We start from the raw sequence: 22,998 nt of genomic DNA, 5'->3' as shown, positions 1-22,998 counted from the left end.
GTGGACAGCCTACATGGCGGGCAGGCCCCCCACGCAAACCGGTTCCCGTGGGAGAGAATGGACCGGGGCATGGCGGACACGTACGGGAGAGGGACTGTGACGACGGCATCCCGGCGGTGGTTCGGTGGGCGGGACGAGAGTCGGCGGGCGGATGCGCAGGCGGCCAAGGACGCCGCCGCGGCCGCGTTCTACGAGCTGGACACGGCGCAGCGGGATCTGCGGATCTCGATCGAGACCATCGCCGCGGCGGACGGCTCGCCCGCGGCGCGGCAGGCGACCGAGGGGTTCGCCGCGCTCGGGCAGCGCATCGACCAGGTCAGCCACGTCTACATCGAGGCGGTCGACGCGCACGACCTGGACCGGGCGGAGCTGGATGCCTCGGTGGCCACGCGTGCGCGGGACCAGCTGACCCGCGCCCGTGATGAACTGCTGCGGGTCAAGGGGGAACTGGAGCGGTTCGCGCAGGGACTGCAGCCGCTGCTGGACAGGGCCGAGACGCAGCTCGCTCGGGTCGCGCCGGCCCGGGAGCGGGCCAGGGCCGCGCTGATCGGGGCCAGTGACGCGCTGGATGCCGTACGGGCCAAGGGGATGCGGGCGGACGACCTGGCGGCGCGGCTGGCGGCGCTGGGGCCGGAGCTGACCAAGCTGAACCAGGGCGCGGCGCAGCACGGGGTGCAGGAGACGGTGCAGCGGGCGGACCGGATCCTGCGCGACGCGGAGGCCATACGGGCCGAGGCGGCGCGGCTGCCCGAGCGGGCGGCGGAGATCGACCGGCGGCTGGTGAGCCTGCGGACGCGGGCGCAGGCGTTGCGCAACCGTGCGGACCGGGTGGATCCGGTGCTCAGCGAGCTGCGGCGGCGGTTCAGTGCGGCGTGCTGGCAGGACCTGCAGCACGCGCCGGAGCAGGCGGTACGGGAGGTGGCGCGGGCCGAGGAGCAGTTGCGGGAGGCCGGCCGGGCCCGTGACGAGCAGCGCTGGGCGGACGTGGCGGCGCTGATCGAGGCGGTCCGCGGGGCGCTGGACGCGACGGACGAGGCGGTGTCGGCGGCGCAGGACCGGCTGACGCGGCTGGAGGCGGTGGCGCGGGACCCGCAGGCGGAGGTGGACCGGACCCGCTTCGCGATCCGGGACGCGCAGCGGCTGGCGATGGCGGGCCGCAGTGTGCCGGATCCGCGGCATGCGCGGCCGCTGGACGACGCGGTGGCCCGGGTGGGCCGGGCGTTGGAGGGGCTGGAGGGGCGGCACCCGGACTACTGGGCGTTCCTGCAGGAGATGGAGGCGGTGCGGGCCTCGGTGAACCGGGTGGTGACCGGGATCCGGGAGGAGCGCGGGCAGTCCTAGGCCTTGGCCTTGACCTTGGTTTCGCCCTCGCGCGGGGCGCCTGGGGTGCGCGGCGACGCGCGCGGGGCGCAGGGCGCACGCCTCCCTCGGCTGTCGCGGCGTCCCCGGCTGTTCGGCCGCTGTCCCGCTCCAGGGCTCCCCTCCACTTCCCATGGATGCCCCCGTGTCCTCCCGCCGCGCCGCCTCCCCGGCCGCGGCACCCGCCCCGCCGCCCCCGTAGTGGTTGTCGTGGGGCGGTGGGCGGCGGATGCTGGGGGTACGGGACGGAGCAGAGGAGGCCTCCATGGCTGCCCACACCTTCCACAAGCCGCGTGCGTCCCAGGTACCCCCGGTGTCCCACGCGCCGTACGCGCCCCACGCGGCGTACGGGTGCACCGAGCCCCACGAGCACTACGCGCCCTACGTGGCCCACGAGCCGTACGGGCCCGTCGTGCCGCAGGACCCGCACCCGGTGGCGCGGCGCGTGCAGCGGGCCCTGCATCCCGTGAACGCCCGACTGGACGAGCACCTGCCCATCGATCACAAGCTCAGCCAGGTGTACCGGGTCGGGGCGGGGTTGACCGGGCTGCTGCTGGTGGTCTTCGGGATCCTGGGCCTGGTCGACCGGATCGGGTTCTTCGACACGGGCGGCGACACGGTGCTCGCGCTGAACACCAACGGCGCGCTGAGCGTCCTGTCGATCTGCATCGGCGGCCTGCTCATCGTCGGAATGCTGGTGGGCGGGACCTTCGCCTCGACACTGAACATCGTGCTGGGCGTGCTGTTCATCGCGAGCGGCTTCGTGAACCTCGCGCTGCTGGACACCGGGCTGAACTTCCTGGCCTTCAAGATCCAGAACGTGCTGTTCAGCTTCGTCGTCGGCGTGATGCTGATGTGGTTCGGGATGTACGGGCGGGTGGGCAGTGCGCTGCCGCACGACAATCCGTACTGGCGTGCCCGCCACCCCGAGCAGGCGGCCCGGGAGGACCGGGCACGCCTGGCGCAGGGGCGGCTCGCGCAGCCCGACACCCTCTGAGGCCGTAGCGCGGGGGCGGCGGACGCGCTTAGCCTGTGCGCATGCCTCGTTACGAATACCGCTGCCGGACCTGCGACGACACCTTCGAGGTGAGCCGCCCCATGGCCGAGTCCTCCGCCCCCGCCGACTGCCCGGCCGGGCACGCCGACACCGTCAAGCTGCTGTCCGCGGTCGCCGTGGGCGGGTCGAGCAGCGCCCCCGCGCCCGCCCGTCCCATGGGTGGCGGGGGCGGAGGCTGCTGCGGGGGCGGCGGCTGCGGCTGACCCCCGGCTCCGCTGTCCGCTGTCAGTCCGCCGGCTGCCGGCTGCCGCGTTTACGCCCGCCGCCGCCCGCCTTCCGCCACCGCGCCGCCGCGCTACCGCGCCGCCGCGCTACCGCTTGCGCGAGAGCGTCAGGCCGTCCGAGATCGCCAGCAGGACGGAGTCCATGCGCGGGTCCGCCGTGACGTGGTCGTTGAAGGCGCGCACGCCCGCCGCCGAGCCGGTGGCCGATGCGTCGAGGACCGTGCCGTGGAACAGCGTGTTGTCCGTGACGATCAGTCCGCCGGGGCGGAGCCTCGGGACGAGTTCCTCCCAGTAGGAGATCTGGCTCTCCTTGTCGGCGTCCACGTAGGCCATGTCGATGTGGGGCTCGGCGGGCATCGCGCGCAGGGTCTCCAGGGCCGGCGCGATGCGCAGCTCGATGCGGTCCGCGACGCCGGCCTCCTCCCAGGCCTGCCTGCCGTACGCCGTCCACTCCTCGGAGACGTCGCAGGCGATGAGGCGGCCGTCGGGCGGCAGTGCCTGGGCCATCGACAGGGCCGAGAAGCCGGTGAAGGTGCCGACCTCGACGATGTGGCGGGCGCCGGTCAGGCGGACGAGGAAGGCCAGCAGCGGTCCCTGCTCCTCCGCCGACTGCATCCCGGCGACGTCCGGGAACGTGGCGTAGGTCCTCGCCACGAGCCCCCGCTGGACGGCGTCCAGCGGGGGGTTGTGGTCGAGCATGTACTGGTACAGCTCGTCCGTGATCTTCGTGCTGTTGCCTTTGCTCATGCGTCCAGTCTGCCGAGCCGCCCGGCCTCGCGGGAGAATGCCCGCACTATTTCCTCGCCGGCCAGGACGCCCGCCTCGGTGAGGGCCGTCACCGTGGGCGCGGTCCACTGCGCGTCGGCCAGTTCGCCGTGGCCGGGGCGCCAGGCGGCATCGGCGGCCAGCAGCAGGTCGGCGTCGAGCAGCGAGTCCCCGGCGGCCAGGGTCGTGGTCGCTCCGGTCCGACGGGCGACCTCGTGCATCGCCGCGCTCTTGGTGAGCGGGCGCGGCACGGCGTAGATCTTCCGGCCCTGGAGGGAGACGGTCCAGCCGCGGGCCCCGGCCCACTCCGTCAGGGACTTGAGCCATTCGTCGGGGACCAGGGCGCGTTCGACGACGAGGTACGCGAAGAGGTCCTCCGCGACCCGGGCCTTGCGCAGCCACGCCGGGTCGGCGGTGGCCAGCAGGTGCCCGTGGACCTCCTCCAGCGGGGCGCACTCCTCGGCGAGGCGCGCCGCGACCTGCCGCCGCCAGTCGCGGTCCGGTACGCCGTCGACGAGGAGCTGTCCGCCGTTGGCGCAGATCGCGTACCGCGCGGGGCGGCCGGGGAAGCGGATGCGCTGGTACTGCTTGCGCGTGCGGGTGGTGGTGGGGACGAAGACGACGGACGGGTCCTCTGTGAGCTCCGCCAGCAGGGCCGCGGCCGTCTCGGTCATGTAGGACAGCGGCTTGCTCTCGTGGACCTCGACGCACAGCAGCCGGGGGGCGACCGGGTCGGGCATGGTCAGACCGAGGGCGGCCGTCGAGTAGATGAGCGTACGGTCGAGGTCACTGGCTACGAGGACAGTCACTTGGAGGCCACAGCCTTTCCGTCGGCGCCGGTGGCGCCGCGCGTGAATCGGGGGTGGATGAGCCCGACGCAGGTGTAGGGCAGTCCGTCGACCTCCTCCACCGGGACGCCGCGCTGCTCGGCGAGCAGCCGTACGTGGTCCAGATCGGCCCCGGCGCCGCGCTGCGCCAGGATCTTCCACGGCACCCGGCGCAGCAGGACGCGGGTGGTCTCGCCGACGCCGGGCTTGACGAGGTTCACGTCGTGGATGCCGTACTCCTCGCTGATCCGCTCGACCGCCGCCCAGCCCTCCCAGGTGGGAGTGCGGTCGGCCGCGAGGAGTTCCTTGACCTCCTCGTCGACGGCGTCCGCCACCGTGTCGAAGTGGGTGGCGACGGCGTCGACGAATTCGACGGAGACGTCGGCTCCGGCGAGCTCGCGGTAGAACTTCGCGCCGTGGAAGTCGGCGGGTCCGACCAGGTCGGACCTGAGAACCGTACGCGAGATGAGTCCGGAGACGGTGGAATTGAGACAGGCGGAGGGGATCAGGAAGTCCTCGCGGGTGCCGTAGGTGGGCACGCAGGAGCCGGGGTCGGCGAGGACGACGATCTCCGGGTCGAAGCCGGGGAACTCGCTCAGGGCGGCCTTCAGCTCGCGGGTGATGGCGCCCTTGCCGGTCCAGCCGTCGACGAAGACGACGTCGGCGGGGTCGTGGTGGGCGGCCAGCCAGCGCAGGGCGTTGGCGTCGATGCCGCGGCCACGCACGATGGAGACGGCGTAGTGCGGGAGGTCCAGGCCGTGCCGGGCGCGGGCCCAGCGGCGCATCAGGACGCCCACGGGGGTGCCGGCGCGGGCCAGGGAGACCAGGACCGGGGAGGGGGAGCGTTCGGCGAGGACGGTCTCGGTGACCGTGCCGACGGCGCGGGCGACGCGGGCGGCCGAGGCCGTCAGCGCGCTGCGGTAGAGCTCCTGGTACTGGGGCGAGGGCTGGTACTCGACGGGCAGGGACTCGGCGTAGTGCGCGCCGCCGGCCTGGATGGCCTCCTCGCGCTCCTCGGTCGGGGCTTCGAGCCGGACACCGGAGAGGTCCTGGAGCAGCCAGCCGACGTCCTCGGGGGCGTAGGAGGAGAAGGCGGGGCCGCGCAGGGGCTCGGGCATGGTCGGCTCCTGCCGGTGGTGGGACGTGCGGGACGCCGCGGGGGATATGGACGGTACGGACGCCCGGGGCGGTGTGTAGGAAGGAACGACGGCCAGGACGAGGCGGCCGGTGTGCGGGGCGAGGGCCGCGAGGAGTCCGGTGTGCAGTTCGGGGGTGTCGCCGGCGGAGTCCACGACGGCGACGACGGTGTCGAAGCCGTCGCCCTGCGAGGGGCGTGCGACGTTGTAGGCGTAGCGGTCGCCGGGGCCGTCGGCGGGGGTGTCGTGGGCGGGGAAGACGAGCCGGGTGCGGATGGCGTAGCCGGGGTCGTCCACGGCGAGGACCGGGGAGCGGGTGGTGGTGGAGAAGCGGACCTCGCGGGCCGCGCCGGTCTCCTCCAGTGCCTTGGCGAGGCGCAGCGGCGCGTACATCAGCTCCTCGTTGCCGAGGACGAGGACCCGTCCGGGGTCGGTGCCGAGTGCGGCCGTGAGCCGGGTGGCGAGGTCCGGCAGGGCGGCTTCCAGGCGCTGCCGGTGCGCGGGGGTGAAGCCGTGGCGGCCGCCGTCGGGAAGTCCCCGCGGCCAGCCCAGGTCCACCCGGACGACCGCAGGGGCCTGCGGCGGGGAGGCGGCGGGCGGGCGGGCGGCGGGCGGGCGGCCCGCGGCCTCGTACTGCTCCACCGGCGCCCGGTCCGCGGCCTCGTGCTGCTCCACCAGGGCCTGGCCCGTGGCCAGGACCCCGTCCGGGAGGGACACCGTGCCCGAGGCGAGGGCGATCAGGTCCACGCGGGCGCCCAGCTCGGCGGCGAAGGCCGTGAGCCGGTCGCGGTCGGCCGGGGAGCGCATGTCGACGAGGGCGACGACGACGTAGCGCGAGCGGGGGTGGCGGGCGTGGAGGTCACGGATGGTGTTCAGGACCGTGTTGCCGGTGGAGAACTCGTCGTCGACGAGGACCAGCGGCCCGTCGCCGGCGAGCAGTGCGGGGTCCTCGGGCAGCAGCAGGTGGGAGGTGGCGTGCGAGTGCGCCTCCTCGAAGCCGCCGGCGGTCGCGACGCCCGGCACGGGCCGGCGGGTGGAGTGCAGGTACGGGGCGGGGCCCAGGCCGTCGGCGACGCAGTGGCCGAGCCCGGTGGCGGTCTCGGCGTAGCCGAGGACCACGGCCGCCTCGGCGGCCTCCTCGCCGAGCAGTGCCCGTACGCGTGTCCCGAGCCCGTACCCGGCCGCGTACACCGCGTGCGGGGACTGCGGGACGTGCTTGCCCAGGACCTGCGAGACCAGCAGGTGCGCGCGCTTGGGGTTGCGCCGCAGGGCCAGTCCGAGCAGGTCCGTGAGCCGCGGGCTCAGCCGCGGTCCGGGCCGCGGGCCTCCTTCGCAGTCGTGCAGGGCCACTCCCAGCCGGTCCGCGACCCAGGTACCCGACCACACCTCGTCGATCGTCTTGCCCTTCCTCGTCGTCCGCTTCCGCACGGGCCCTCTCATACCTGGAGTCCGGCCGTGAGCAGGTCGACGAAGCCGACCTGCTCCTTCGCCACACCGAAGACCTCGGCGCGCAGCATGGTGCGCTCGGCCCAGGCCCGGTGGGGCTTCACCTCGTTCATTTTGTTCGTATAAGCAGAGCGCATCACCCCGCCGCCGCCGCGCTCGGGTCTCAGGATGTCCTGGGCGTCGCAGAACTCCTCGTGGGAGACGACCGACAGGGCGTGCACGGGCGTGACGTGGGCGGGGTGGATGCAGGTCTTGCCGAGCAGGCCGTTGGCCCGGTCGAGCTCGATCTCGCGGAGCAGTCCGTCCAGGTCGTGTTCGATGAGCGCGGTGCGCAGTTCCTCGACGCCCTCCTCCAGGAAGGGGCTGCGGCGCAGCTGGGGCTTGAAGAGGCGCTGCTGGCTGCGGAAGTACTCCCAGACGGGGCCGGTCACGGTGAAGCCGGTGCCGTCGGCCCTGCTGAGGACGTTGACGACGTCCGCGATGACGCCGGCGACGATCTGGACGTCGTAGGCGGTCATGTCGGGGGTGCGGCGCAGCCCGTAGGCGGAGCAGAAGTCGGTGACGCCGAGGCGGAGCGCGAGGACCCGCTCGCGGTGGCCGTTGACCGTGCGGGAGATGCCGGCGAGGGCCTCGACGCGGGTTTCGAGGTGGAGGAGCTCCGGGGTCTCCAGCACGGGCATGGCATACAGCCGGGCCTTCCCGGTCGCGGCCTCCGCGTCGGCGACGGCTTCGAGGAAGGGGATGCCGCGCCGCTCGTCGAACTTGGGGAGTACGAATCCGGTCAGGTGCCGTACGGAGCGGCCGAGGCGGCGCGCCAGGTCCGGTATCTGCTCGGGCGTACGGACGCGGATGAAGAGGAGGGGGAGCTCGGCGGCGTCGCCGTCGAGGTCGGCGAACTGGCGGACGAGGTTCTCCTCGGCTCCGGTCACCTCGGCGTCGCTGATGGAATCCTCCAGGCAGAGGACCATGGAGACGACGCCGCGGCCGGCCTGCTTGCGGACGTCGGCGGCCAGCGCGGGGCGGGTGGCGGGGCTGTAGAGGGTCGCTCCGAGGGCCGCCGCGAGGACGTGGGCGGGTGAGGCTCCGGTGAATTCCGCCGGTTCCTGGTGGAAGAGGCCCTTACGGACCGTGGGCGATACGTGCCCAAAGTGACGCATGTGCTCTCCCCGTACTGCCTTGGCGGCCCAACTGGCATGGCCGGTAATAGTACGTACGAACGCGAGTCAAGAGTTCCTCAAGCACATGAAGTTCAGGTAACCCTCTTGCACAATGCCCAGCTCACGCAATCGGTACAAGGCCCTATGGGGGGCATACGGGGGGCCGCATTGTCCCGCTCCACCCTGGGAGGGCAGGATGACGTGCATGACGCACGCGATGCAGAAGGGCTCGAACATCCCGGTGGCCCCCGTGACGGTCCGGGCGGTGCTGCGCTGGACCGGCGGCCCCGAGGTGCCGGATGTGGACGCCTCGGCACTGCTGGTGGGCCCGGACGGCCGGGTGCGTTCGGACGAGGACTTCGTCTTCTACAACCAGCCCCGGCACCCCTCGGGGGCCGTCTGGCGCCTCGGCAAGAAGCAGGTCGGCGACGCGATCACCGACGCCGTCCAGGCGGACCTGCGCGCGGTGACGCCGAGCGTGGACCGGATCCTGGTGGTCGCCTCGGCCGAGGACGTCCCCTTCGAGCGGGTCCGTGACCTGCGGATCCTGCTGTACGACGCCACCGCAAGCGGCGGCTCCGAGCCGCTGGCCCACTTCGACGTGCGGCCCGAGACCGGCGCGGAGACCGCGCTGATCTGCGGCGAGCTGTACCGCCGCGGCGACGGGTGGAAGTTCCGGGCGCTCGGCGAGGGCTACTCCGACGGGCTGGTGGGGCTGGCCACCGACCACGGGATCTCGGTCGACGAGAACGCCGCCGAGGCCGACGCGGGCGTGACCGCCGGCACCGCGCCGGCCACGGCGGGCCCCGCCGCCGAGCAGACGGCGGTGATGGCCCCGCCGACGCAGGCCCCTCCGGCCGCCCAGCCCGCCTACGGGTACCCGCAGCCGGTGTCCCCGGCTCCGGTGCCGGGTCCGGGCGGCGACCCGTCCTTCCGGCTGCCGGCGCAGGGCCCGCAGTTCATCCGCCACTGAGCGGGACGCGCCCCCGGGGCCGCGAGGGCTCCGGGGTCACCTCTTGGTGCTCTTGTAGCCCCGCCCCCACTGGAGCCCCCAGCCGTACAGGCGGTCCAGCTCGGACTGGAACCCGTACACGAACTTCACCTCGCGCTTCACGACCAGCTCGCCCTTGACCTTCTCCAGGGAGACCACCGCGCAGGACCGGGCCTGCGGGTGCCGCTCGTCCAGCGGGATCTCGATCCGCGGGCCCGTCACGGGGTAGAGGGTCACCATGGCGTGCGTCCGGTCGAAGGCCGGGGTCTGGTCGTAGATGTAGACGAAGACCAGCAGCCGCTTGATGTCGTCGGCGTGGTCGAGGTTGATGTAGAGGGTCTCGCCGGACCCCGATCCGAACCGGTCGTCGCCGCTGAGCTTGACGAACGGCGGGTCGTTGAGGTCGCCCAGCAGGTTTCCCAGCGGCTGGACGGCGCCGCGGGTGCCGTCGGTCAGTTCGTACAGGCAGCCCATGTCGAGGTCGACGTTGACCATGCCCTGGGTGTGCGCCTGCACGATGTCCGGTTTGAACAGCTTGAACGGGTGGCGGAAGAGCTGGCCGCTCTGGCCGGAGCGACCGCCGATGTCCGAGGTGCGCATGCGCCAGGACAGATTGACGCGCAGGTTGCCGTGGACGGCGCCCTGCCTGGTCAGCGACACCGTCGAATGCCGCTTGGTCAGCTCGATCGCGTTCGACGAGGCACTGCCCGACTGGAACTGCACGGCCCGGCTGCCCATGATGCCGTCGAAGAATCCCATCCCCTACCCCCCTGGTCCCCTGATCCCCTGATCCCCGCGAAGCCTACGGAAAACGGGGCGGCCCGCCGGGTCCGTGAACCCGGCGGACCGCCCCGAAAAGGAGCGTTCCGCATTAACGCCGCGGTCATGCGTCGACGGTGGAACCCTCCGGTTCCAGGCGCTTGTTGCGGCGCACCGAGGACCAGAAGGAGGCCGCGATCAGCACCACGCCGATGAGGCCGGTGATGATCTCGCTGATCTCGTGCTGGATGGTGACCAGCAGGATGACCGCGAGCGCGCCGATCGCGTAGTGCGCGCCGTGCTCCAGGTAGACGTAGTCGTCCAGGGTGCCCTGGCGGACCAGGTAGACCGTGAGCGAACGGACGTACATGGCTCCGATACCGAGGCCGAGCGCCATCCAGAAGATGTGGTTGGTGATGGCGAAGGCGCCGATGACGCCGTCGAAGGAGAACGAGGCGTCGAGGACCTCCAGGTAGAGGAAGAGGAAGAACGCGGCCTTGCCGGCCAGGCCGACGGCGGAGACGGGCTTGCCCGCGGCCTTGGCCTTCTCCTCCTCCTCGTGCTCGCGCTCCTCTTCCTCCTCCAGCTTGTCCTCGAAGTAGGAGGACAGACCGCCGACGATCAGGTAAGTGATCAGGCCCGCGACGCCGGCGAGCAGCACGGTGGCGGACTTGTCCTGGTGGCCGGTGCTGGTGTGGGCGTTGACGGCGAAGGTCATCGCCGTGACGAGCAGCGCGATCAGGGCGATGCAGACCGACAGCATGTCGACCTTGCCGAGCTTGGCCAGCGGGCGCTCCAGCCACGCGAGCCACTTGTGGTCGCGCTCCTCGAAGATGAAGTCGAGGAAGATCATCAGCAGGAACATTCCGCCGAATGCGGCGATGGCCGGGTGGGCGTCGGTGACCAGGGCCTCGTACTGCTCCGGGTGGTCCAGGGCCAGTTCGATCGCCTCGATGGGGCCGACCTTCGCACTGATGGCGACGATGGCCACCGGGAAGACCAGCCGCATTCCGAACACGGCGATCAGGATGCCGATGGTGAGGAAGATCTTCTGCCAGAAGGCATTCATCTTCTTCAGGATTCCGGCATTGACGACCGCGTTGTCGAACGACAGGGAGATTTCGAGGATCGACAGGATCAGTACTACCCCGAAGGCCTCCCACCCCCACTGCCACGCGGCAAAGGCAAGGCCGAGCGCCGTGATGGCGAACGACCAGCCGAAGGTTTTCAGAACCACTGGCACCTGGCACCCCATGCGTCTGTGTACGGCTTTACGAAACGTTGACCCCGAAGTCTAGAGCGATGCCCCGGAGCCCCGACGCGTACCCCTGCCCCACTGCACGGAACTTCCATTCGCCCCCGTACCGGTAGACCTCACCGAAGATCATCGCGGTCTCGCTGGAGGCGTCCTCGGAGAGGTCGTAGCGGGCCAGTTCCTGGCCGTCGGCCTGGTTGACCACGCGGATGAAGGCATTGCTGACCTGGCCGAAGCTCTGCCGACGGGCATCCGCCTCGTGGATGGAGACCGGAAAGACGATCTTGTCCACGTTCGCCGGGACCTTGGTGAGGTCGATGATGATCGACTCGTCGTCGCCGTCGCCCTCGCCCGTGAGGTTGTCCCCCGTGTGTTCGACGGAGCCGTCGGGGCTCTTGAGGTTGTTGTAGAAGACGAAGTACTCGTCCCCGAGCACCCGGCCGCCGTTGCAGAGCAGCGCGCTGGCGTCGAGGTCGAAGTCGGCTCCCGTGGTCGAGCGCGCGTCCCATCCGAGACCGATCAGCACCCTGGTGAGGTTCGGTGCGGCCTTGGACAGGGAGACATTGCCCCCCTTGGCGAGTGTGACGCCCATGTTGTGGTCCTCCCCGGACGACGGTGTGGCGATGTGACGGTGCTGCAGTGCTGTTCAGTGCTGCGGCGTCGCGGTGCCGCGGACGAAGCGCGTCCGGCGCCGTACACGCAGTGCACGGCGCCGGACGGACGAGCTGCTCTCGGACTCAGACGTTGACGCCGAAGTCCTGGGCGATGCCGCGCAGGCCCGAGGCGTAGCCCTGGCCGATGGCGCGGAACTTCCACTCGGCGCCGTTGCGGTAGAGCTCGCCGAAGACCATGGCGGTCTCGGTCGAGGCGTCCTCGGAGAGGTCGTAGCGGGCGAGCTCGGTGTTGTCGGCCTGGTTCACCACGCGGATGTAGGCGTTGCGGACCTGTCCGAAGCTCTGCTGGCGGGTCTCGGCCTCGTAGATCGAGACCGGGAAGACGATCTTGGCGACGTCGCCCGGGACGCCGGCGAGGTTGACCTTGATCGCCTCGTCGTCACCCTCACCCTCACCGGTGGTGTTGTCACCGGTGTGCTCGACCGAACCGTCGGGGCTCTTCAGGTTGTTGAAGAAGACGAAGTTCGCGTCGCTGGCGACCTTCCCCTGGTCGTTGGTCAGGATCGCGCTGGCGTCGAGGTCGAAGTCGACACCGGTGGTGGTGCGAGCGTCCCAGCCCAGACCGACGATGACCGCCGTCAGGTTAGGCGCGGCCTTGGTCAGCGAGACGTTGCCGCCCTTGCTGAGGCTGACTCCCACGGGTCCTCCATTGGGTTCTGTGTGGGGCGGTGCCCCGTCGTGCGGTTGCTACCGGATCAACGTTTTGATCCTAGTGACGGGTTCCCGCCTGCTAGCGGTTTTCGCGGGGGAACTGCGCGTAACGGCCCGCGCAGTCGCGCTCAGAGGCTGTCGAGCGCCTTGATGTACTCGTTCAGGTCACGCGCGTCGGGCAGTCCGTTGACGACAGTCCAGCGCACCACGCCGTCCTTGTCGATGATGAAGGTGCCGCGGACCGCGCAGCCCTTGTCCTCGTCGAAGACGCCGTACGTGCGGGAGGTCTCACCGTGCGGCCAGAAGTCCGACAGCAGCGGGTACTCCAGGCCCTCCTGCTCGCCGAAGACCCGCAGGGTCGGCACGGAGTCGTTGGAGACGGCGAGGAGCTGGACGTCGTCGTTCTGGAAGCGCGGGAGCTGGTCGCGCAGCTCGCACAGCTCACCGGTGCAGACACCGGTGAAGGCGAACGGGTAGAAGAGCAGCACCACGGCCTTCTCCCCCCGGAAGTCGGAGAGCCGCACGGTGGCGCCGTGGTTGTCCTTGAGCTCGAAGTCCGGGGCCTTGTCGCCGACCTCGATCGCCATCTCTCGCATCCCTTCGTTCCCGCATCCCCGCGTTGGGCTGTTCGGGTGAGTCACAGCCTAGATCCTGACCCGGCGCACCGGGATCCGCGAAACACGCGAATCACGGGAAACGCACACACCCCGCCGACCGGGATCACCTGGTCGGCGGGGTGTGGAAGCGTGTCCGCTCGGCAGCGGGCGCGGCTCAGCGCTTGGACTTGGCGGCGGTCTTGGGGGTCACCAGCTTGGTGGCGGCCCACTCCTTGCCGACGCTGACGCTCCTGGTCTGCGAGAGACCGGCGGTCTCGGCGGCCTCGCTGATGTCGCTGGCCTCGACGTAGCCGTCACGGCCCGTCTTGGGGGTCAGCAGCAGGATCAGTGCGCCGTCCTCGACCAGCTCGGTGGCATCGACCAGCGCGTCCGTCAGATCGCCGTCGTCCTCGCGGAACCACAGCAGCACCGCGTCGGCGACGTCGTCGTACTCCTCGTCGACGAGTTCGCCGACGAGCTCCTCGACGAGGTCACGGAATTCCTGATCGACGTCGTCGTCGTAGCCGATCTCCTGGACCACCTGTTCGGACTGGAAACCCAGCCGGGCGGCCAGGCTCTCCGCGTGGTCCGCGGTCGCGCTCACGGGGTGCCTCCTGCTCATGTTCGGTGAATGTCTTCGGCGGCGCGCGTACGCGCAGCATTGGGCGTAGTCCACACGGGCGCGGCGGATCGCGCAAGTACCCGGCCGCCGAGACCGTCGAAACGGTGACGATTACGGCCGTCTCGCCGCAACTTTCAGCGTGCCCGTGTGCACCTCTGGTGATTCATCCCACACCATTCCAGCTCATTCGCGCCGCATGAGGACTTTCCTACCTGTTCGAGGGACGAAGGGCCTCCCGGAGCCGGCGACCGCCTTGGGCGTAAGGTTGCGATTTGGTCGCACCCGCCACCCGCCACCCCGCACCACGGAACCGGACCCGTCCGTCACCTCGCCGGGTCTCCCGCCACCGGGTCGGGCATCCCCGTCGATCGCAGGGATTACCCAGTGGTACGGATGACGATTACGGCCGAGCGTAAGACCATGGGAGGCGGCGCCCCCCAGTTGGGCCTCGGCACGACTCCCCCGACAGCGAAGGAACAGCGTGGCTTCCGCATCCGATCGCAATCCGATCATCATTGGCGGCCTCCCGAGTCAGGTCCCGGACTTCGATCCGGAGGAGACCCAGGAGTGGCTCGACTCCCTGGACGCAGCGGTCGACGAGCGGGGCCGTGAACGCGCCCGCTACCTCATGCTGCGGCTGATCGAGCGGGCGCGCGAGAAGCGCGTGGCCGTGCCCGAGATGCGCAGCACGGACTACGTGAACACGATCGCCACCAAGGACGAGCCGTTCTTCCCCGGGAACGAGGAGATCGAGCGCAAGGTCCTGAACGCCACCCGGTGGAACGCGGCCGTCATGGTCTCGCGCGCCCAGCGTCCCGGGATCGGCGTCGGCGGCCACATCGCGACCTTCGCCTCCTCCGCCTCCCTCTACGACGTGGGCTTCAACCACTTCTTCCGGGGCAAGGACGAGGGCGACGGCGGCGACCAGATCTTCTTCCAGGGCCACGCCTCCCCCGGCATCTACGCCCGCGCCTACCTCCTGGACCGGCTCACCGAGCAGCAGCTCGACGCGTTCCGCCAGGAGAAGTCGAAGGCCCCGTACGGCCTCTCCAGCTACCCGCACCCGCGGCTGATGCCGGACTTCTGGGAGTTCCCGACCGTCTCGATGGGCCTCGGCCCGCTCGGGGCGATCTACCAGGCCCGGATGAACCGGTACATGGAGGCGCGCGGGATCGCGGACACCTCCAGGTCCCACGTCTGGGCGTATCTCGGCGACGGCGAGATGGACGAGCCCGAGTCGCTCGGCCAGCTGTCGATCGCCGCCCGCGAGGGCCTGGACAACCTGACCTTCGTGGTGAACTGCAACCTGCAGCGCCTCGACGGCCCGGTGCGCGGCAACGGCAAGATCATCCAGGAGCTGGAGTCGCAGTTCCGGGGCGCCGGCTGGAACGTCATCAAGCTGATCTGGGACCGCTCCTGGGACCCGCTGCTGGCCCAGGACCGCGACGGCATCCTGGTCAACAAGATGAACTCCACGCCTGACGGGCAGTTCCAGACGTACGCCACCGAGTCGGGCGCGTACATCCGCGAGCACTTCTTCGGCGGTGACCAGCGGCTGCGGGCCATGGTCGAGAACATGACCGACTACCAGATCCAGCACCTGGGCCGCGGCGGTCACGACCACAAGAAGGTCTACGCGGCGTACGCGGCGGCCAAGGCGCACAAGGGCCAGCCGACGGTGATCCTGGCCCAGACGGTCAAGGGCTGGACGCTCGGTCCGAACTTCGAGGGCCGCAACGCCACGCACCAGATGAAGAAACTGACGGTCGACGACCTCAAGCGCTTCCGCGACCGCCTGCACATCCCGATCACGGACGCGCAGCTGGAGAGCGGCGCCCCGCCGTACTACCACCCGGGCCGCAATTCGCCCGAGATCCAGTACATGCACGACCAGCGCAGCGCGCACGGCGGCTACGTACCGACCCGCGTGGTGCGTGCCAAGCCGCTCCCGCTGCCGGACGAGAAGACCTACGCGGCCGCCAAGAAGGGCTCGGGCCAGCAGTCGATCGCCACCACGATGGCGTTCGTCCGCATCCTGAAGGACCTGATGCGGGACAAGGAGATCGGCAAGCGCTTCGTGCTGATCGCGCCCGACGAGTACCGGACCTTCGGTATGGACGCCTTCTTCCCGAGCGCCAAGATCTACAACCCGCTGGGCCAGCAGTACGAGGCGGTCGACCGCGACCTGCTGCTCGCGTACAAGGAGTCCCCGACGGGCCAGATGCTGCACGACGGCATCTCGGAGGCGGGCTGCACGGCCTCGCTGATCGCCGCGGGTTCGGCGTACGCGACGCACGGCGAGCCGCTGATCCCGGTCTACGTCTTCTACTCGATGTTCGGTTTCCAGCGCACGGGTGACCAGTTCTGGCAGATGGCCGACCAGCTGGCGCGCGGTTTCGTCCTGGGTGCGACCGCCGGACGGACCACCCTCACGGGTGAGGGTCTGCAGCACGCGGACGGTCACTCCCAGCTGCTGGCCTCGACGAATCCGGGCTGTGTGGCCTACGACCCGGCCTACGGGTACGAGATCGCGCACATCGTCCAGGACGGTCTGCGCCGGATGTACGGCCCGGAGGCGGAGGACGTCTTCTACTACCTGACCGTCTACAACGAGCCGATCCAGCACCCGGCGGAGCCGGCGGGCGTGGACGTGGACGGCATCCTCAAGGGCATCCACCGCGTCTCGCAGGGCACCGCGGGCACGATCGGGGCGCAGATCATGGCGTCCGGAGTGGCGGTGCCGTGGGCGCTGGAGGCGCAGCGGATCCTCGCCGAGGAGTGGAACGTGCGGGCGGACGTCTGGTCGGCGACCTCCTGGAACGAGCTGCGGCGCGAGGCCGTCGAGGTGGAGGAGTACAACCTGCTCCACCCGGAGGAGGAGCAGCGCGTCCCGTACGTGACGCGGAAGCTGTCGGGTGCCGAGGGGCCGTTCGTGGCGGTCTCGGACTGGATGCGGTCCGTTCCGGACCAGATCTCGCGGTGGGTGCCCGGCGCGTACACCTCGCTGGGCGCGGACGGCTTCGGCTTCGCGGACACGCGCGGTGCGGCGCGGCGCTTCTTCCACATCGACGCCCAGTCGGTGGTGCTGGCGACGCTGACCGAGCTGGCCAAGGCGGGGAAGGTGGACCGCTCGGTGCTGAAGCAGGCCGTCGACAAGTACCAGCTGCTCGACGTGGCGGCGGCGGACCCGGGCGCGGCCGGCGGCGACGCGTAGTCGCCGCGCGGCGGTGCGCAGTCGCCGCACGGCGGTGCGCAGTCGCCGCACGGCGGTGCGCAGTCGCCGCACGGCGGTGCGCAGTCGCCGCACGGCGGTGCGGGTGCGGGTCCCGGTTTCGGCCGGGGCCCGCGCCGCTTCGTGCGTTGCCTACGATGCTCCGCATGAAGGAACCATCCCGTCGGCTGCTCTGGGAGCGTCGGAGCCAGACCCCGCTGCTCGTCCTCGCCGTGGCCTTCGCCGTGGCGTACGCCGTGCCCATCGTCGCTCCGGACGCGAACGCGCGGGTGCACGGCGCCTGCACCTGGGTGGAGTGGGTGGTGTGGGGCGCCTTCGCCGTCGACTACCTGGTGCGGCTGGCCCTCTCCGAGGAGCGCGGCCGGTTCGTGCGCACGCACTGGCTGGACCTGGCGGCCGTGGTGCTGCCGCTCGTGCAGCCGCTGCGGCTGCTGCGGCTCGTGGCCACGTTGTTGCTGGTGGGCCGGCGGGCCCGGATGGCCCAGCAGATCCAGCTGACGACGTACGTGGCCGGATCGGTCGTCGGGCTGCTGATGTTCGGCTCGCTGGCCGTGCTGAGCGTGGAACGGGACGCGCCCGGCGGGAACATCAAGAACCTGGGCGACGCCGTGTGGTGGTCCTTCACCACGATGACGACGGTCGGGTACGGCGACCACTCGCCCACCACCGGCCTCGGCCGCGTCCTGGCGGTCGGGCTGATGCTGTCCGGTATCGCCCTGCTCGGTGTGGTGACCGCCAACATCGCGGCCTGGTTCATCGCCCGTTTCGAGCGCGACGACCAGGCGGAGCGGCTCCATCTGGCGGCGGTCCTGGAGCTCCGGGCGGAGGTACGGGCGCTGCGCGACGAGGTCGCCCGGCTGGGCGGGACGGCGGACCCGGCCGCCGACCCGCCGGCCACCGCCGCGCCGGGCGCCCCGGCACAGCGCGGGGCCAGCTAGCGCTCCCACACCTTGAAGGCGCGCACCTGGTACGGGGACTGGGGCAGCCAGACCCCGTCGCCCGGATAGGTCTGGAACTCGCCGGTCTCCGCGCACTCCGCCGACTGGTACGTGGTGACCGGCCGCCCGGTCCGGTTGACCAGCGACTGGGCGCTGGTGCCGGCGGGCAGGGCGGTGCAGCTGTTGATGTCCAGGGTGCTCAGCTCGTGGGTCTGCCGGGTGCCCTTGAAGTCCGGTTTCGCCCACAGGCACAGCTGTCCGCTCGCGCAGGCTCCGAGGCCCGGCGGGCCCGCGGCGTGCGCCGTGCCGGCCGCGGTCGGGATGAGGGCGGTGAGGGCCAGGACCGCCGCAGCGAGGGCGGTGGTGAAGCGGCTGGTGGTGAAGCGGGCGGCGGTGAAGCGGGTGATTTCACACGTACGCATGACGGGTCGGCTCCTTGTGGACGGCGGGCGCCCGGACCGTTTCCGGGTGCTCCGCCAACACCACGCTGACCTGCGGTGACGGTCGTGCGGAAGAGGGGCCGGCCGGGTCCACCCTGATAGGCGACAGCCCCGGCGGAACCGTCCGGCGGGCCGTCCGCGGGTACGGAGTTGACCCCTCCGGGAGCCCTCGCGGCGGGCCCGCGCCCGCCCCGGCACGGCTGCGGAGGCCGTTCACGGCCGACCCGAACGTGTCATCCGCGATCCGCCGATCGCGCGACCGGACGGGTCGCCGCGCCTTCGCGAAACGGCTCGGCGGATCGGCCGCCGCGCCGTCGGTCACGGGTACTCTGACCGCCCTCGGCGTCAGAAAGGAGCCCGGCGGTGACGATCGAGGAGCGGACGGCGCCGGCGGCCGCGGTGACCGGAAAGACCGGGGTGACCGGACTGCGCGAACGCAAGAAACTGCGCACCCGGAGCGCGCTGCTGCGCGCCGCACTCGTGCTCTTCGTCTCCCAGGGGTACGAGCGCACCACCGTCGACGAGATCACCGCCGCGGTGGCCGTGTCCCAGCGCACCTTCTTCCGCTACTTCGCCAACAAGGAAGAGGTCGTCTTCGCGGTCCAGGAGCTGGTGGAGTCGCACTTCGTCGCCGAGCTGCACGCCCGGCCGCCGTCCGAGGGGCCGCTGGAGGCGCTGCGGGGCGCCGTGCTCGCCGCGTGGGACACGGTCGACGGCGCTCTCGGCGGGATCGTCCCGGTCGACCTCTACATGCGCGGCTACCGGCTGATCGAGTCCACGCCGGCCCTGCTCGCCGTGCACCTGCGGCGCTCCACGGAGCTGGAGGAGCGGATCTCCCGGCTGATCGCCGCCCGCGAGGGCCTGGACGTGGACGCCGACCCTCGGCCACGGGTGGCCGTCGCCGCGTTCTTCGGAGTGATGAGGGTCACGGGGCGGCTCTGGGGGCAGGGCGACGACAGCAGCGTGGAGGCGATCCGCAGGCTGACGGACGCTTACCTCGACGGCATCACCCCAGCTCTGGCGGGGCGCTGGCACTGAGTCACCACCAAAAAGCGGCATTACGGATCTTTCGCCAGAAGTTCGGCGGGGCGCGCTCCGGCCCGTACGGGGTCCCACGGTCGGGCGTGACCCCCGTCACCCGGCGCGCCACGGCCGGAATCGGTCTCCTACGCTGGTCCCAGTGAACCTGCCCGGCTCCGCCCACCCCACCGTGCCCGGCGCCGACCCGCGCCCGGCCGCCCTGCGCACCCTGCTCGCGCTGGCGGTCGTCTTCGTCCTGCTGGCGACCACCGGCTGGACGGCCGTGCACCGGCCGGAGGGGGGCACCCCGCTGCGGGCGGCCGCCCTCGACGCCTGGTCCACGGCCCGGTTGGACGGCCGTCCGGTGCCGCCGGCGGACGCCCCTGTGCGGACGGTGGCCCGCTTCTTCGCAGGCCTCGACGGTGCGCAGCGGGCCCGTCTGGCCGACGGCCACCCGCTCGTCGTGGGCAACCTGGAGGGGGCGCCGGTCACCACGCGCTACCGGGCCAACCGACGCGGCCTGGAGCAGGCCCGCCTGGTGGAGGAGGCCCGCAGCCACGATGTCGCGCTGACCCCGGCCGACCGGGCCGAGGCCACCCGGCGTTCCCACCGTTTCGCCTCGCTCGCCGAGCCCGGCCGGCAGATCCTCGCCTTCGACCCCACCGGCGGCGGCCGGGTGGCCGAGGTCTTCGGCGACCTCGACGACGCCGAGCGGGTCTCGGTGATCGTGCCGGGCGTGGACACCGACCTCCTCACCTTCGAGCGCACCCAGCGCCGGCTGACCTCCCCGGTCGGCATGGCCGAGGCCCTGTACGGGGCCGAGCGCGCGGCCTCGCCGAAAAGCCGGACCGCGGTCGTCGCCTGGGCCGACTACACCGCTCCCACCGGGGTCGGCGTGGACGCCGCCACGGGCCGGATGGCCTTCGACGGCGCCGTCCGGCTGAAGGACCTGACGGTGTCCCTGCCGGGGAATTCCAGCGTGGCGCTGTTCTGCCACAGCTACGGGTCGGTGGTGTGCGGGGTCGCCGCGCGCGAGCTGCCCAAGCGGGTGACGGACGTGGTGGTGGCGGGCAGTCCCGGTATGCGGGCGGAGAACGTCGCGGATCTGCGCACCTCGGCCCGGGTCTGGGCGACCCGCGACGAGGGCGACTGGATCGCGGACGTGCCGCACCTGGAGTTCGGCGGTGTGGGCCACGGCGCCGATCCGGTGTCCCCCGAGTTCGGTGCGCGGCTGCTGTCCTCGGCCCGGGCCAAGAGCCACACCGGCTATTTCGCGCCAGGTACGGACTCGGTCGCCAACTTCGCCAAGATCGGAACCGGCACCTTCGCTTCCGTTGTGTGCGCTACCGGCGACGACGTGTGCCGACGCGGAATTTCCGGGACGGAGCAGGACTGACGCGCGTAGAGGCGTGGAAACCGGCCATCGCGCCGAGGGGGACGCACGGGGGTGGCTCCCTTTACCATGTGGCGCATGGGTGACGTACTGGCCGGAAACCATGCCGTCTGGGAGTTCGACTCGGACTCGGTGCTCATCCGCTTCGCACGGGGGATGCGAGCGCCGAGGCTGTGGCAAGCACTGGGTTCGCGCCGGATCCCCCTGGAAGCGGTGTCCACCGTGACCGTGACCGCCGGAAGGCGGGACACGGTGGTTCTGCGTGCCGTCCCGCGCCCGGGCGCCGATCCGCTGATGGAGGCCGCCGCGGGTCAGCTCAAGGAGGCGAGCGACCCGTACCGGATGGTAGTGCCGGGAGAGCGCGCGACATCGGCCGCCGCGTTCGCCGCCGCCCTGCGCTCCCGGCTCGGGCCGGACGCCGCCGAGCCCGCCCCGCGCTTCCTGGTCGACGTACCGGAGCCGCCGCTCCAGCTGAAGGCATACGACGCACGGGTGGGCTTCGACGGCTCCTCGGTCACCTTCCACTGGTCGCGCACCGGCGCCACCGGCACGAAGTGGAAGGCCGGCGACCAGCAGTACCCGCTGTCCGAACTCGCCGGCGTCGAATGGCGCTCCCCGGGCGGCACCGGCGGTCACCTGCGGCTGCAGCTGCGCGAGCCCCGGCAGACCCCGGCCGACCCCCGACCCGACCACGACCTCTCGACGGCCGTCTTCGGCGTGGGCTACGGGACGGTGCACGAGTCGCTGCCCTTCGCCGCGGCCGTCCTGGCCGCCACGCGCAGCCGCACCCCGGTCGCCGCCGCCCGCGGCCGCTCCGGCGACGAGCGGCTGCGGCACCTGAGCGAGCTCTACTCCGCCGGACTCCTGACCGACGTCGAGTACGCCACCCTCCGGGACCGCTTCACCGCCACCTCGCCCTGACCCAGTCGGCCACTCCGGGCCTGGCGTGCCTCGAAGGTCATGGTGGCCGCCGCCGTCGCCTCGCCGTGCTGCGTACCCGGCACCCCTGAGGCCGACCGCGGCTACCCCTCGCGGGCGGCCGAGGTGAAGGTCATGTCAAGGTAGCGGTCCCCGGCGACCTGCGCCGCGATCGGCTCCAGCAGCGCCAGCTGCGCCGGCGTGAGCGCGATCCGGGCCGCCGCGACGTTCTCGCGCAGTCGCTCCGTCCGGCGGGTGCCGGGGATCGGGACCACGGTCAGGCCGTGCACCGCCGCCCGCCGGTGCACCCAGGCGAGGGCGATCTGCGCGGGGCTCGCGCCCAGCTCCGCCGCGATCTCCCGGAGCGGGGCCAGCAGCGCCGCGTTGGCCTTCGCGTTCTCACCGGTGAACCGCGGCTGGTGGCGCCGGAAGTCCTCCCGCGACAGCTCGGCCGACGCGTCCGCGAAGGCCCCGGTCAGGAAGCCCCGGCCGAGCGGGGAGTACGGCACGAAGGCCACGCCCAGCTCCGCCGCCGTGGGCACCGCGCTGCGCTCCACGTCCCGGCTGAACAGCGACCACTCCGACTGCAGCGCCGCGATCGGGTGCACGGAGTGCGCCTCGCGCAGCTCCGCACCGGTGACCTCGCTCAGCCCCAGGTGACGCACCTTGCCCTCCTGCACCAGCTCCGCCATGGCGCCCACCGACTCGGCGAGCGGCACTGCCGGGTCGCGCCGGTGCATGTAGTAGAGGTCGATGACGTCCACACCGAGCCGGCGCAGGCTGCCCTCGACGGCGGCGCGGACGTACGCGCGGTCGTTGCGGACGCCCCGGAAGGCGGGGTCGTCGGTGCGCTCTATGGCGAACTTCGTCGCCAGGGTGATGTCGTCGCGGTGCGCGGCCACGAACGGGGCCAGGAACTCCTCGTTGCGGCCCCGGCCGTAGACGTCCGCCGTGTCGAAGAGGGTGACCCCCGCGTCCAGCGCCGCCTCCAGGGTCTCCCGCGCGGCCGCCTCGTCGGTGTCCCCGTAGAACTCGCTGATGCCCATGCAGCCCAGGCCCTGGATGCCGACCACCGGGCCGCCCTTGCCGAGTTCGGCCCGCTCCAGGGTGTGTGCGTACTCCGTCATTGCCGTTCCTTCCCCGAGACCGTCTTCATCGCGTACATGTCGATCTTGTAATCCAGCACGGCCAGCGCGTCCGTCAGCTCCGCCATCCGCGCCCGCACCTCGCCACGCGTCCGTTCCAGCAGGTCACGGCGTTCCTCGACGGTGTGCTCGCCCTCGCGGACCAGTTCGGCGTAGCGGACCATGTCCGCCACCGACATCCCCGTGGCACGCAGCTTGCCCACGAAGCGCAGCCAGTCGAGGTCCTTGTCGGTGAAACGGCGCCGGCCCGAGTGCGAGCGGTCCACGTGCGGCATCAGGCCGATCCGCTCGTACCAGCGCAGGGTGTGCTGGCTCAGACCGGTCCGGGCCTCCACCTCGCTGATCGTGTACCACGTCTGCGTCAGGCTCTCGCTCTGGCTCATGGCCCCACGC

22 protein-coding genes are annotated in these 22,998 nt (G+C 71.6%); 9 read left to right on the top strand and 13 right to left on the bottom strand.

The genetic code is table 11. The annotated features are described in order from the left end of the window. The first annotated feature begins 57 nt into the window (after positions 1-57). The 3 genes from ACIPXC_RS12815 to ACIPXC_RS12805 all read left to right on the top strand — a co-directional run bounded on the left by ACIPXC_RS12815 (position 58) and on the right by ACIPXC_RS12805 (position 2,619). The gene (locus ACIPXC_RS12815) at positions 58-1,341 is read left to right on the top strand and encodes a hypothetical protein (protein WP_401616278.1); all 1,284 of its coding nucleotides are present in this window, start codon (positions 58-60) and stop codon (positions 1,339-1,341) included. A gap of 283 nt (positions 1,342-1,624) precedes the next feature. Next, a complete protein-coding gene (locus ACIPXC_RS12810; RefSeq protein WP_401616276.1) occupies positions 1,625-2,356 on the top strand; it encodes a DUF4383 domain-containing protein in 732 nt (243 codons plus the stop codon). A gap of 41 nt (positions 2,357-2,397) precedes the next feature. After that, positions 2,398-2,619: a zinc ribbon domain-containing protein gene (locus ACIPXC_RS12805; RefSeq protein WP_183065208.1), complete on the top strand. Its 222-nt coding sequence runs from the start codon at positions 2,398-2,400 to the stop codon at positions 2,617-2,619. Between the two features lie 108 nt (positions 2,620-2,727). Here the strand turns inward: ACIPXC_RS12805 and ACIPXC_RS12800 are convergent, their stop codons facing one another. From ACIPXC_RS12800 to ACIPXC_RS12785, 4 genes are read right to left on the bottom strand one after another with little or no spacing between them, the layout of a single operon-like run. Further along, complete coding sequence (locus tag ACIPXC_RS12800; protein ID WP_401616274.1) at positions 2,728-3,387, bottom strand: O-methyltransferase; 660 nt, start codon at positions 3,385-3,387, stop codon at positions 2,728-2,730. Beyond that, entirely contained in the window at positions 3,384-4,214 is an 831-nt protein-coding gene (locus ACIPXC_RS12795; protein WP_401616272.1) for an HAD family hydrolase, read from the bottom strand. Before ACIPXC_RS12795 ends, ACIPXC_RS12800 begins: the two co-directional genes overlap by 4 nt. Further along, positions 4,211-6,808 (bottom strand): phosphoribosyltransferase, encoded by a 2,598-nt coding sequence (locus ACIPXC_RS12790; protein ID WP_401616270.1) that lies wholly within the window; start codon positions 6,806-6,808, stop codon positions 4,211-4,213. Before ACIPXC_RS12790 ends, ACIPXC_RS12795 begins: the two co-directional genes overlap by 4 nt. Next, positions 6,805-7,971: an HpcH/HpaI aldolase/citrate lyase family protein gene (locus ACIPXC_RS12785; RefSeq protein WP_401616268.1), complete on the bottom strand. Its 1,167-nt coding sequence runs from the start codon at positions 7,969-7,971 to the stop codon at positions 6,805-6,807. Before ACIPXC_RS12785 ends, ACIPXC_RS12790 begins: the two co-directional genes overlap by 4 nt. A gap of 205 nt (positions 7,972-8,176) precedes the next feature. Here ACIPXC_RS12785 and ACIPXC_RS12780 point away from each other — a divergent pair, with 205 nt between their 5' ends. Continuing rightward, a complete protein-coding gene (locus tag ACIPXC_RS12780; RefSeq protein WP_401616267.1) occupies positions 8,177-8,944 on the top strand; it encodes a TerD family protein in 768 nt (255 codons plus the stop codon). A gap of 36 nt (positions 8,945-8,980) precedes the next feature. Here the strand turns inward: ACIPXC_RS12780 and ACIPXC_RS12775 are convergent, their stop codons facing one another. The 6 genes from ACIPXC_RS12775 to ACIPXC_RS12750 form a co-directional block, all read right to left on the bottom strand. Next, on the bottom strand, positions 8,981-9,721 hold the full coding sequence (locus tag ACIPXC_RS12775) for a Tellurium resistance (RefSeq protein WP_401616266.1): 741 nt from the start codon (positions 9,719-9,721) through the stop codon (positions 8,981-8,983). Positions 9,722-9,845: 124 nt separating this feature from the next. Next, positions 9,846-10,958, bottom strand: coding sequence for a DUF475 domain-containing protein (locus ACIPXC_RS12770; RefSeq protein WP_401616264.1), 1,113 nt, complete (start codon positions 10,956-10,958; stop codon positions 9,846-9,848). Positions 10,959-10,992: 34 nt separating this feature from the next. Then, entirely contained in the window at positions 10,993-11,568 is a 576-nt protein-coding gene (locus ACIPXC_RS12765; RefSeq protein ID WP_401616262.1) for a TerD family protein, read from the bottom strand. 145 nt (positions 11,569-11,713) lie between these two features. Beyond that, on the bottom strand, positions 11,714-12,289 hold the full coding sequence (locus tag ACIPXC_RS12760) for a TerD family protein (RefSeq protein ID WP_030657021.1): 576 nt from the start codon (positions 12,287-12,289) through the stop codon (positions 11,714-11,716). 140 nt (positions 12,290-12,429) lie between these two features. Further along, positions 12,430-12,888 (bottom strand): peroxiredoxin, encoded by a 459-nt coding sequence (locus ACIPXC_RS12755; protein WP_401616260.1) that lies wholly within the window; start codon positions 12,886-12,888, stop codon positions 12,430-12,432. A 184-nt stretch (positions 12,889-13,072) separates the two neighbouring features. Continuing rightward, entirely contained in the window at positions 13,073-13,501 is a 429-nt protein-coding gene (locus ACIPXC_RS12750; RefSeq protein WP_030841248.1) for a DUF3052 domain-containing protein, read from the bottom strand. Positions 13,502-14,000: 499 nt separating this feature from the next. Between ACIPXC_RS12750 and aceE the strand changes: the two genes are divergently transcribed. Both aceE and ACIPXC_RS12740 read left to right on the top strand, forming a co-directional pair. Further along, the gene (aceE, locus tag ACIPXC_RS12745; RefSeq protein ID WP_401616258.1) at positions 14,001-16,733 is read left to right on the top strand and encodes a pyruvate dehydrogenase (acetyl-transferring), homodimeric type; all 2,733 of its coding nucleotides are present in this window, start codon (positions 14,001-14,003) and stop codon (positions 16,731-16,733) included. A 164-nt stretch (positions 16,734-16,897) separates the two neighbouring features. After that, a complete protein-coding gene (locus ACIPXC_RS12740; protein WP_401616256.1) occupies positions 16,898-17,689 on the top strand; it encodes a potassium channel family protein in 792 nt (263 codons plus the stop codon). On the opposite strand, the gene ACIPXC_RS12735 is transcribed toward ACIPXC_RS12740, so the two are convergent. Then, on the bottom strand, positions 17,686-18,111 hold the full coding sequence (locus ACIPXC_RS12735; RefSeq protein WP_401616254.1) for a peptidase inhibitor family I36 protein: 426 nt from the start codon (positions 18,109-18,111) through the stop codon (positions 17,686-17,688). The two genes, ACIPXC_RS12740 and ACIPXC_RS12735, sit on opposite strands and share 4 nt — an antisense overlap. A 381-nt stretch (positions 18,112-18,492) precedes the next feature. Here ACIPXC_RS12735 and ACIPXC_RS12730 point away from each other — a divergent pair, with 381 nt between their 5' ends. From ACIPXC_RS12730 to ACIPXC_RS12720, 3 genes are all read left to right on the top strand, one after another. Beyond that, positions 18,493-19,167 carry a TetR/AcrR family transcriptional regulator gene (locus tag ACIPXC_RS12730; protein WP_401616253.1) on the top strand — a complete coding sequence of 225 codons (675 nt, stop codon included), beginning with the start codon at positions 18,493-18,495 and terminating at the stop codon, positions 19,165-19,167. A 148-nt stretch (positions 19,168-19,315) separates the two neighbouring features. Then, on the top strand, positions 19,316-20,545 hold the full coding sequence (locus ACIPXC_RS12725; RefSeq protein ID WP_401616444.1) for an alpha/beta hydrolase: 1,230 nt from the start codon (positions 19,316-19,318) through the stop codon (positions 20,543-20,545). Between the two features lie 75 nt (positions 20,546-20,620). Further along, positions 20,621-21,463, top strand: coding sequence for a DUF4429 domain-containing protein (locus ACIPXC_RS12720; protein WP_401616251.1), 843 nt, complete (start codon positions 20,621-20,623; stop codon positions 21,461-21,463). 101 nt (positions 21,464-21,564) lie between these two features. On the opposite strand, the gene ACIPXC_RS12715 is transcribed toward ACIPXC_RS12720, so the two are convergent. Together ACIPXC_RS12715 and ACIPXC_RS12710 are read right to left on the bottom strand one after the other, a co-directional pair. Beyond that, positions 21,565-22,587: an aldo/keto reductase gene (locus ACIPXC_RS12715; protein WP_401616250.1), complete on the bottom strand. Its 1,023-nt coding sequence runs from the start codon at positions 22,585-22,587 to the stop codon at positions 21,565-21,567. Beyond that, the gene (locus ACIPXC_RS12710; protein ID WP_401616249.1) at positions 22,584-22,988 is read right to left on the bottom strand and encodes a MerR family transcriptional regulator; all 405 of its coding nucleotides are present in this window, start codon (positions 22,986-22,988) and stop codon (positions 22,584-22,586) included. The genes ACIPXC_RS12715 and ACIPXC_RS12710 overlap by 4 nt, the downstream gene beginning before the upstream one ends. Positions 22,989-22,998: the final 10 nt, after the last annotated feature.

The sequence above is a fragment of the Streptomyces sp. NPDC090021 genome (assembly GCF_044748225.1).
Classification (GTDB): domain Bacteria; phylum Actinomycetota; class Actinomycetes; order Streptomycetales; family Streptomycetaceae; genus Streptomyces.
Note: the sequence above shows the minus strand (reverse complement) of the source record. Positions and strands in the feature narration are given on the sequence as shown.

What these genes read in the sequence shown, in the direction of transcription:
- ACIPXC_RS12815 (WP_401616278.1), top strand. Translation starts at nt 58, where the DNA reads ATGGACCGGGGCATGGCGGACACGTACGGGAGAGGGACTGTGACGACG.
- ACIPXC_RS12810 (WP_401616276.1), top strand. Translation starts at nt 1,625, where the DNA reads ATGGCTGCCCACACCTTCCACAAGCCGCGTGCGTCCCAGGTACCCCCG.
- ACIPXC_RS12805 (WP_183065208.1), top strand. Translation starts at nt 2,398, where the DNA reads ATGCCTCGTTACGAATACCGCTGCCGGACCTGCGACGACACCTTCGAG.
- ACIPXC_RS12800 (WP_401616274.1), bottom strand. Translation starts at nt 3,387, where the DNA reads ATGAGCAAAGGCAACAGCACGAAGATCACGGACGAGCTGTACCAGTAC.
- ACIPXC_RS12790 (WP_401616270.1), bottom strand. Translation starts at nt 6,808, where the DNA reads ATGAGAGGGCCCGTGCGGAAGCGGACGACGAGGAAGGGCAAGACGATC.
- ACIPXC_RS12785 (WP_401616268.1), bottom strand. Translation starts at nt 7,971, where the DNA reads ATGCGTCACTTTGGGCACGTATCGCCCACGGTCCGTAAGGGCCTCTTC.
- ACIPXC_RS12780 (WP_401616267.1), top strand. Translation starts at nt 8,177, where the DNA reads ATGACGCACGCGATGCAGAAGGGCTCGAACATCCCGGTGGCCCCCGTG.
- ACIPXC_RS12775 (WP_401616266.1), bottom strand. Translation starts at nt 9,721, where the DNA reads ATGGGATTCTTCGACGGCATCATGGGCAGCCGGGCCGTGCAGTTCCAG.
- ACIPXC_RS12765 (WP_401616262.1), bottom strand. Translation starts at nt 11,568, where the DNA reads ATGGGCGTCACACTCGCCAAGGGGGGCAATGTCTCCCTGTCCAAGGCC.
- ACIPXC_RS12755 (WP_401616260.1), bottom strand. Translation starts at nt 12,888, where the DNA reads ATGGCGATCGAGGTCGGCGACAAGGCCCCGGACTTCGAGCTCAAGGAC.
- ACIPXC_RS12740 (WP_401616256.1), top strand. Translation starts at nt 16,898, where the DNA reads ATGAAGGAACCATCCCGTCGGCTGCTCTGGGAGCGTCGGAGCCAGACC.
- ACIPXC_RS12735 (WP_401616254.1), bottom strand. Translation starts at nt 18,111, where the DNA reads ATGCGTACGTGTGAAATCACCCGCTTCACCGCCGCCCGCTTCACCACC.
- ACIPXC_RS12720 (WP_401616251.1), top strand. Translation starts at nt 20,621, where the DNA reads ATGGGTGACGTACTGGCCGGAAACCATGCCGTCTGGGAGTTCGACTCG.
- ACIPXC_RS12715 (WP_401616250.1), bottom strand. Translation starts at nt 22,587, where the DNA reads ATGACGGAGTACGCACACACCCTGGAGCGGGCCGAACTCGGCAAGGGC.
- ACIPXC_RS12710 (WP_401616249.1), bottom strand. Translation starts at nt 22,988, where the DNA reads ATGAGCCAGAGCGAGAGCCTGACGCAGACGTGGTACACGATCAGCGAG.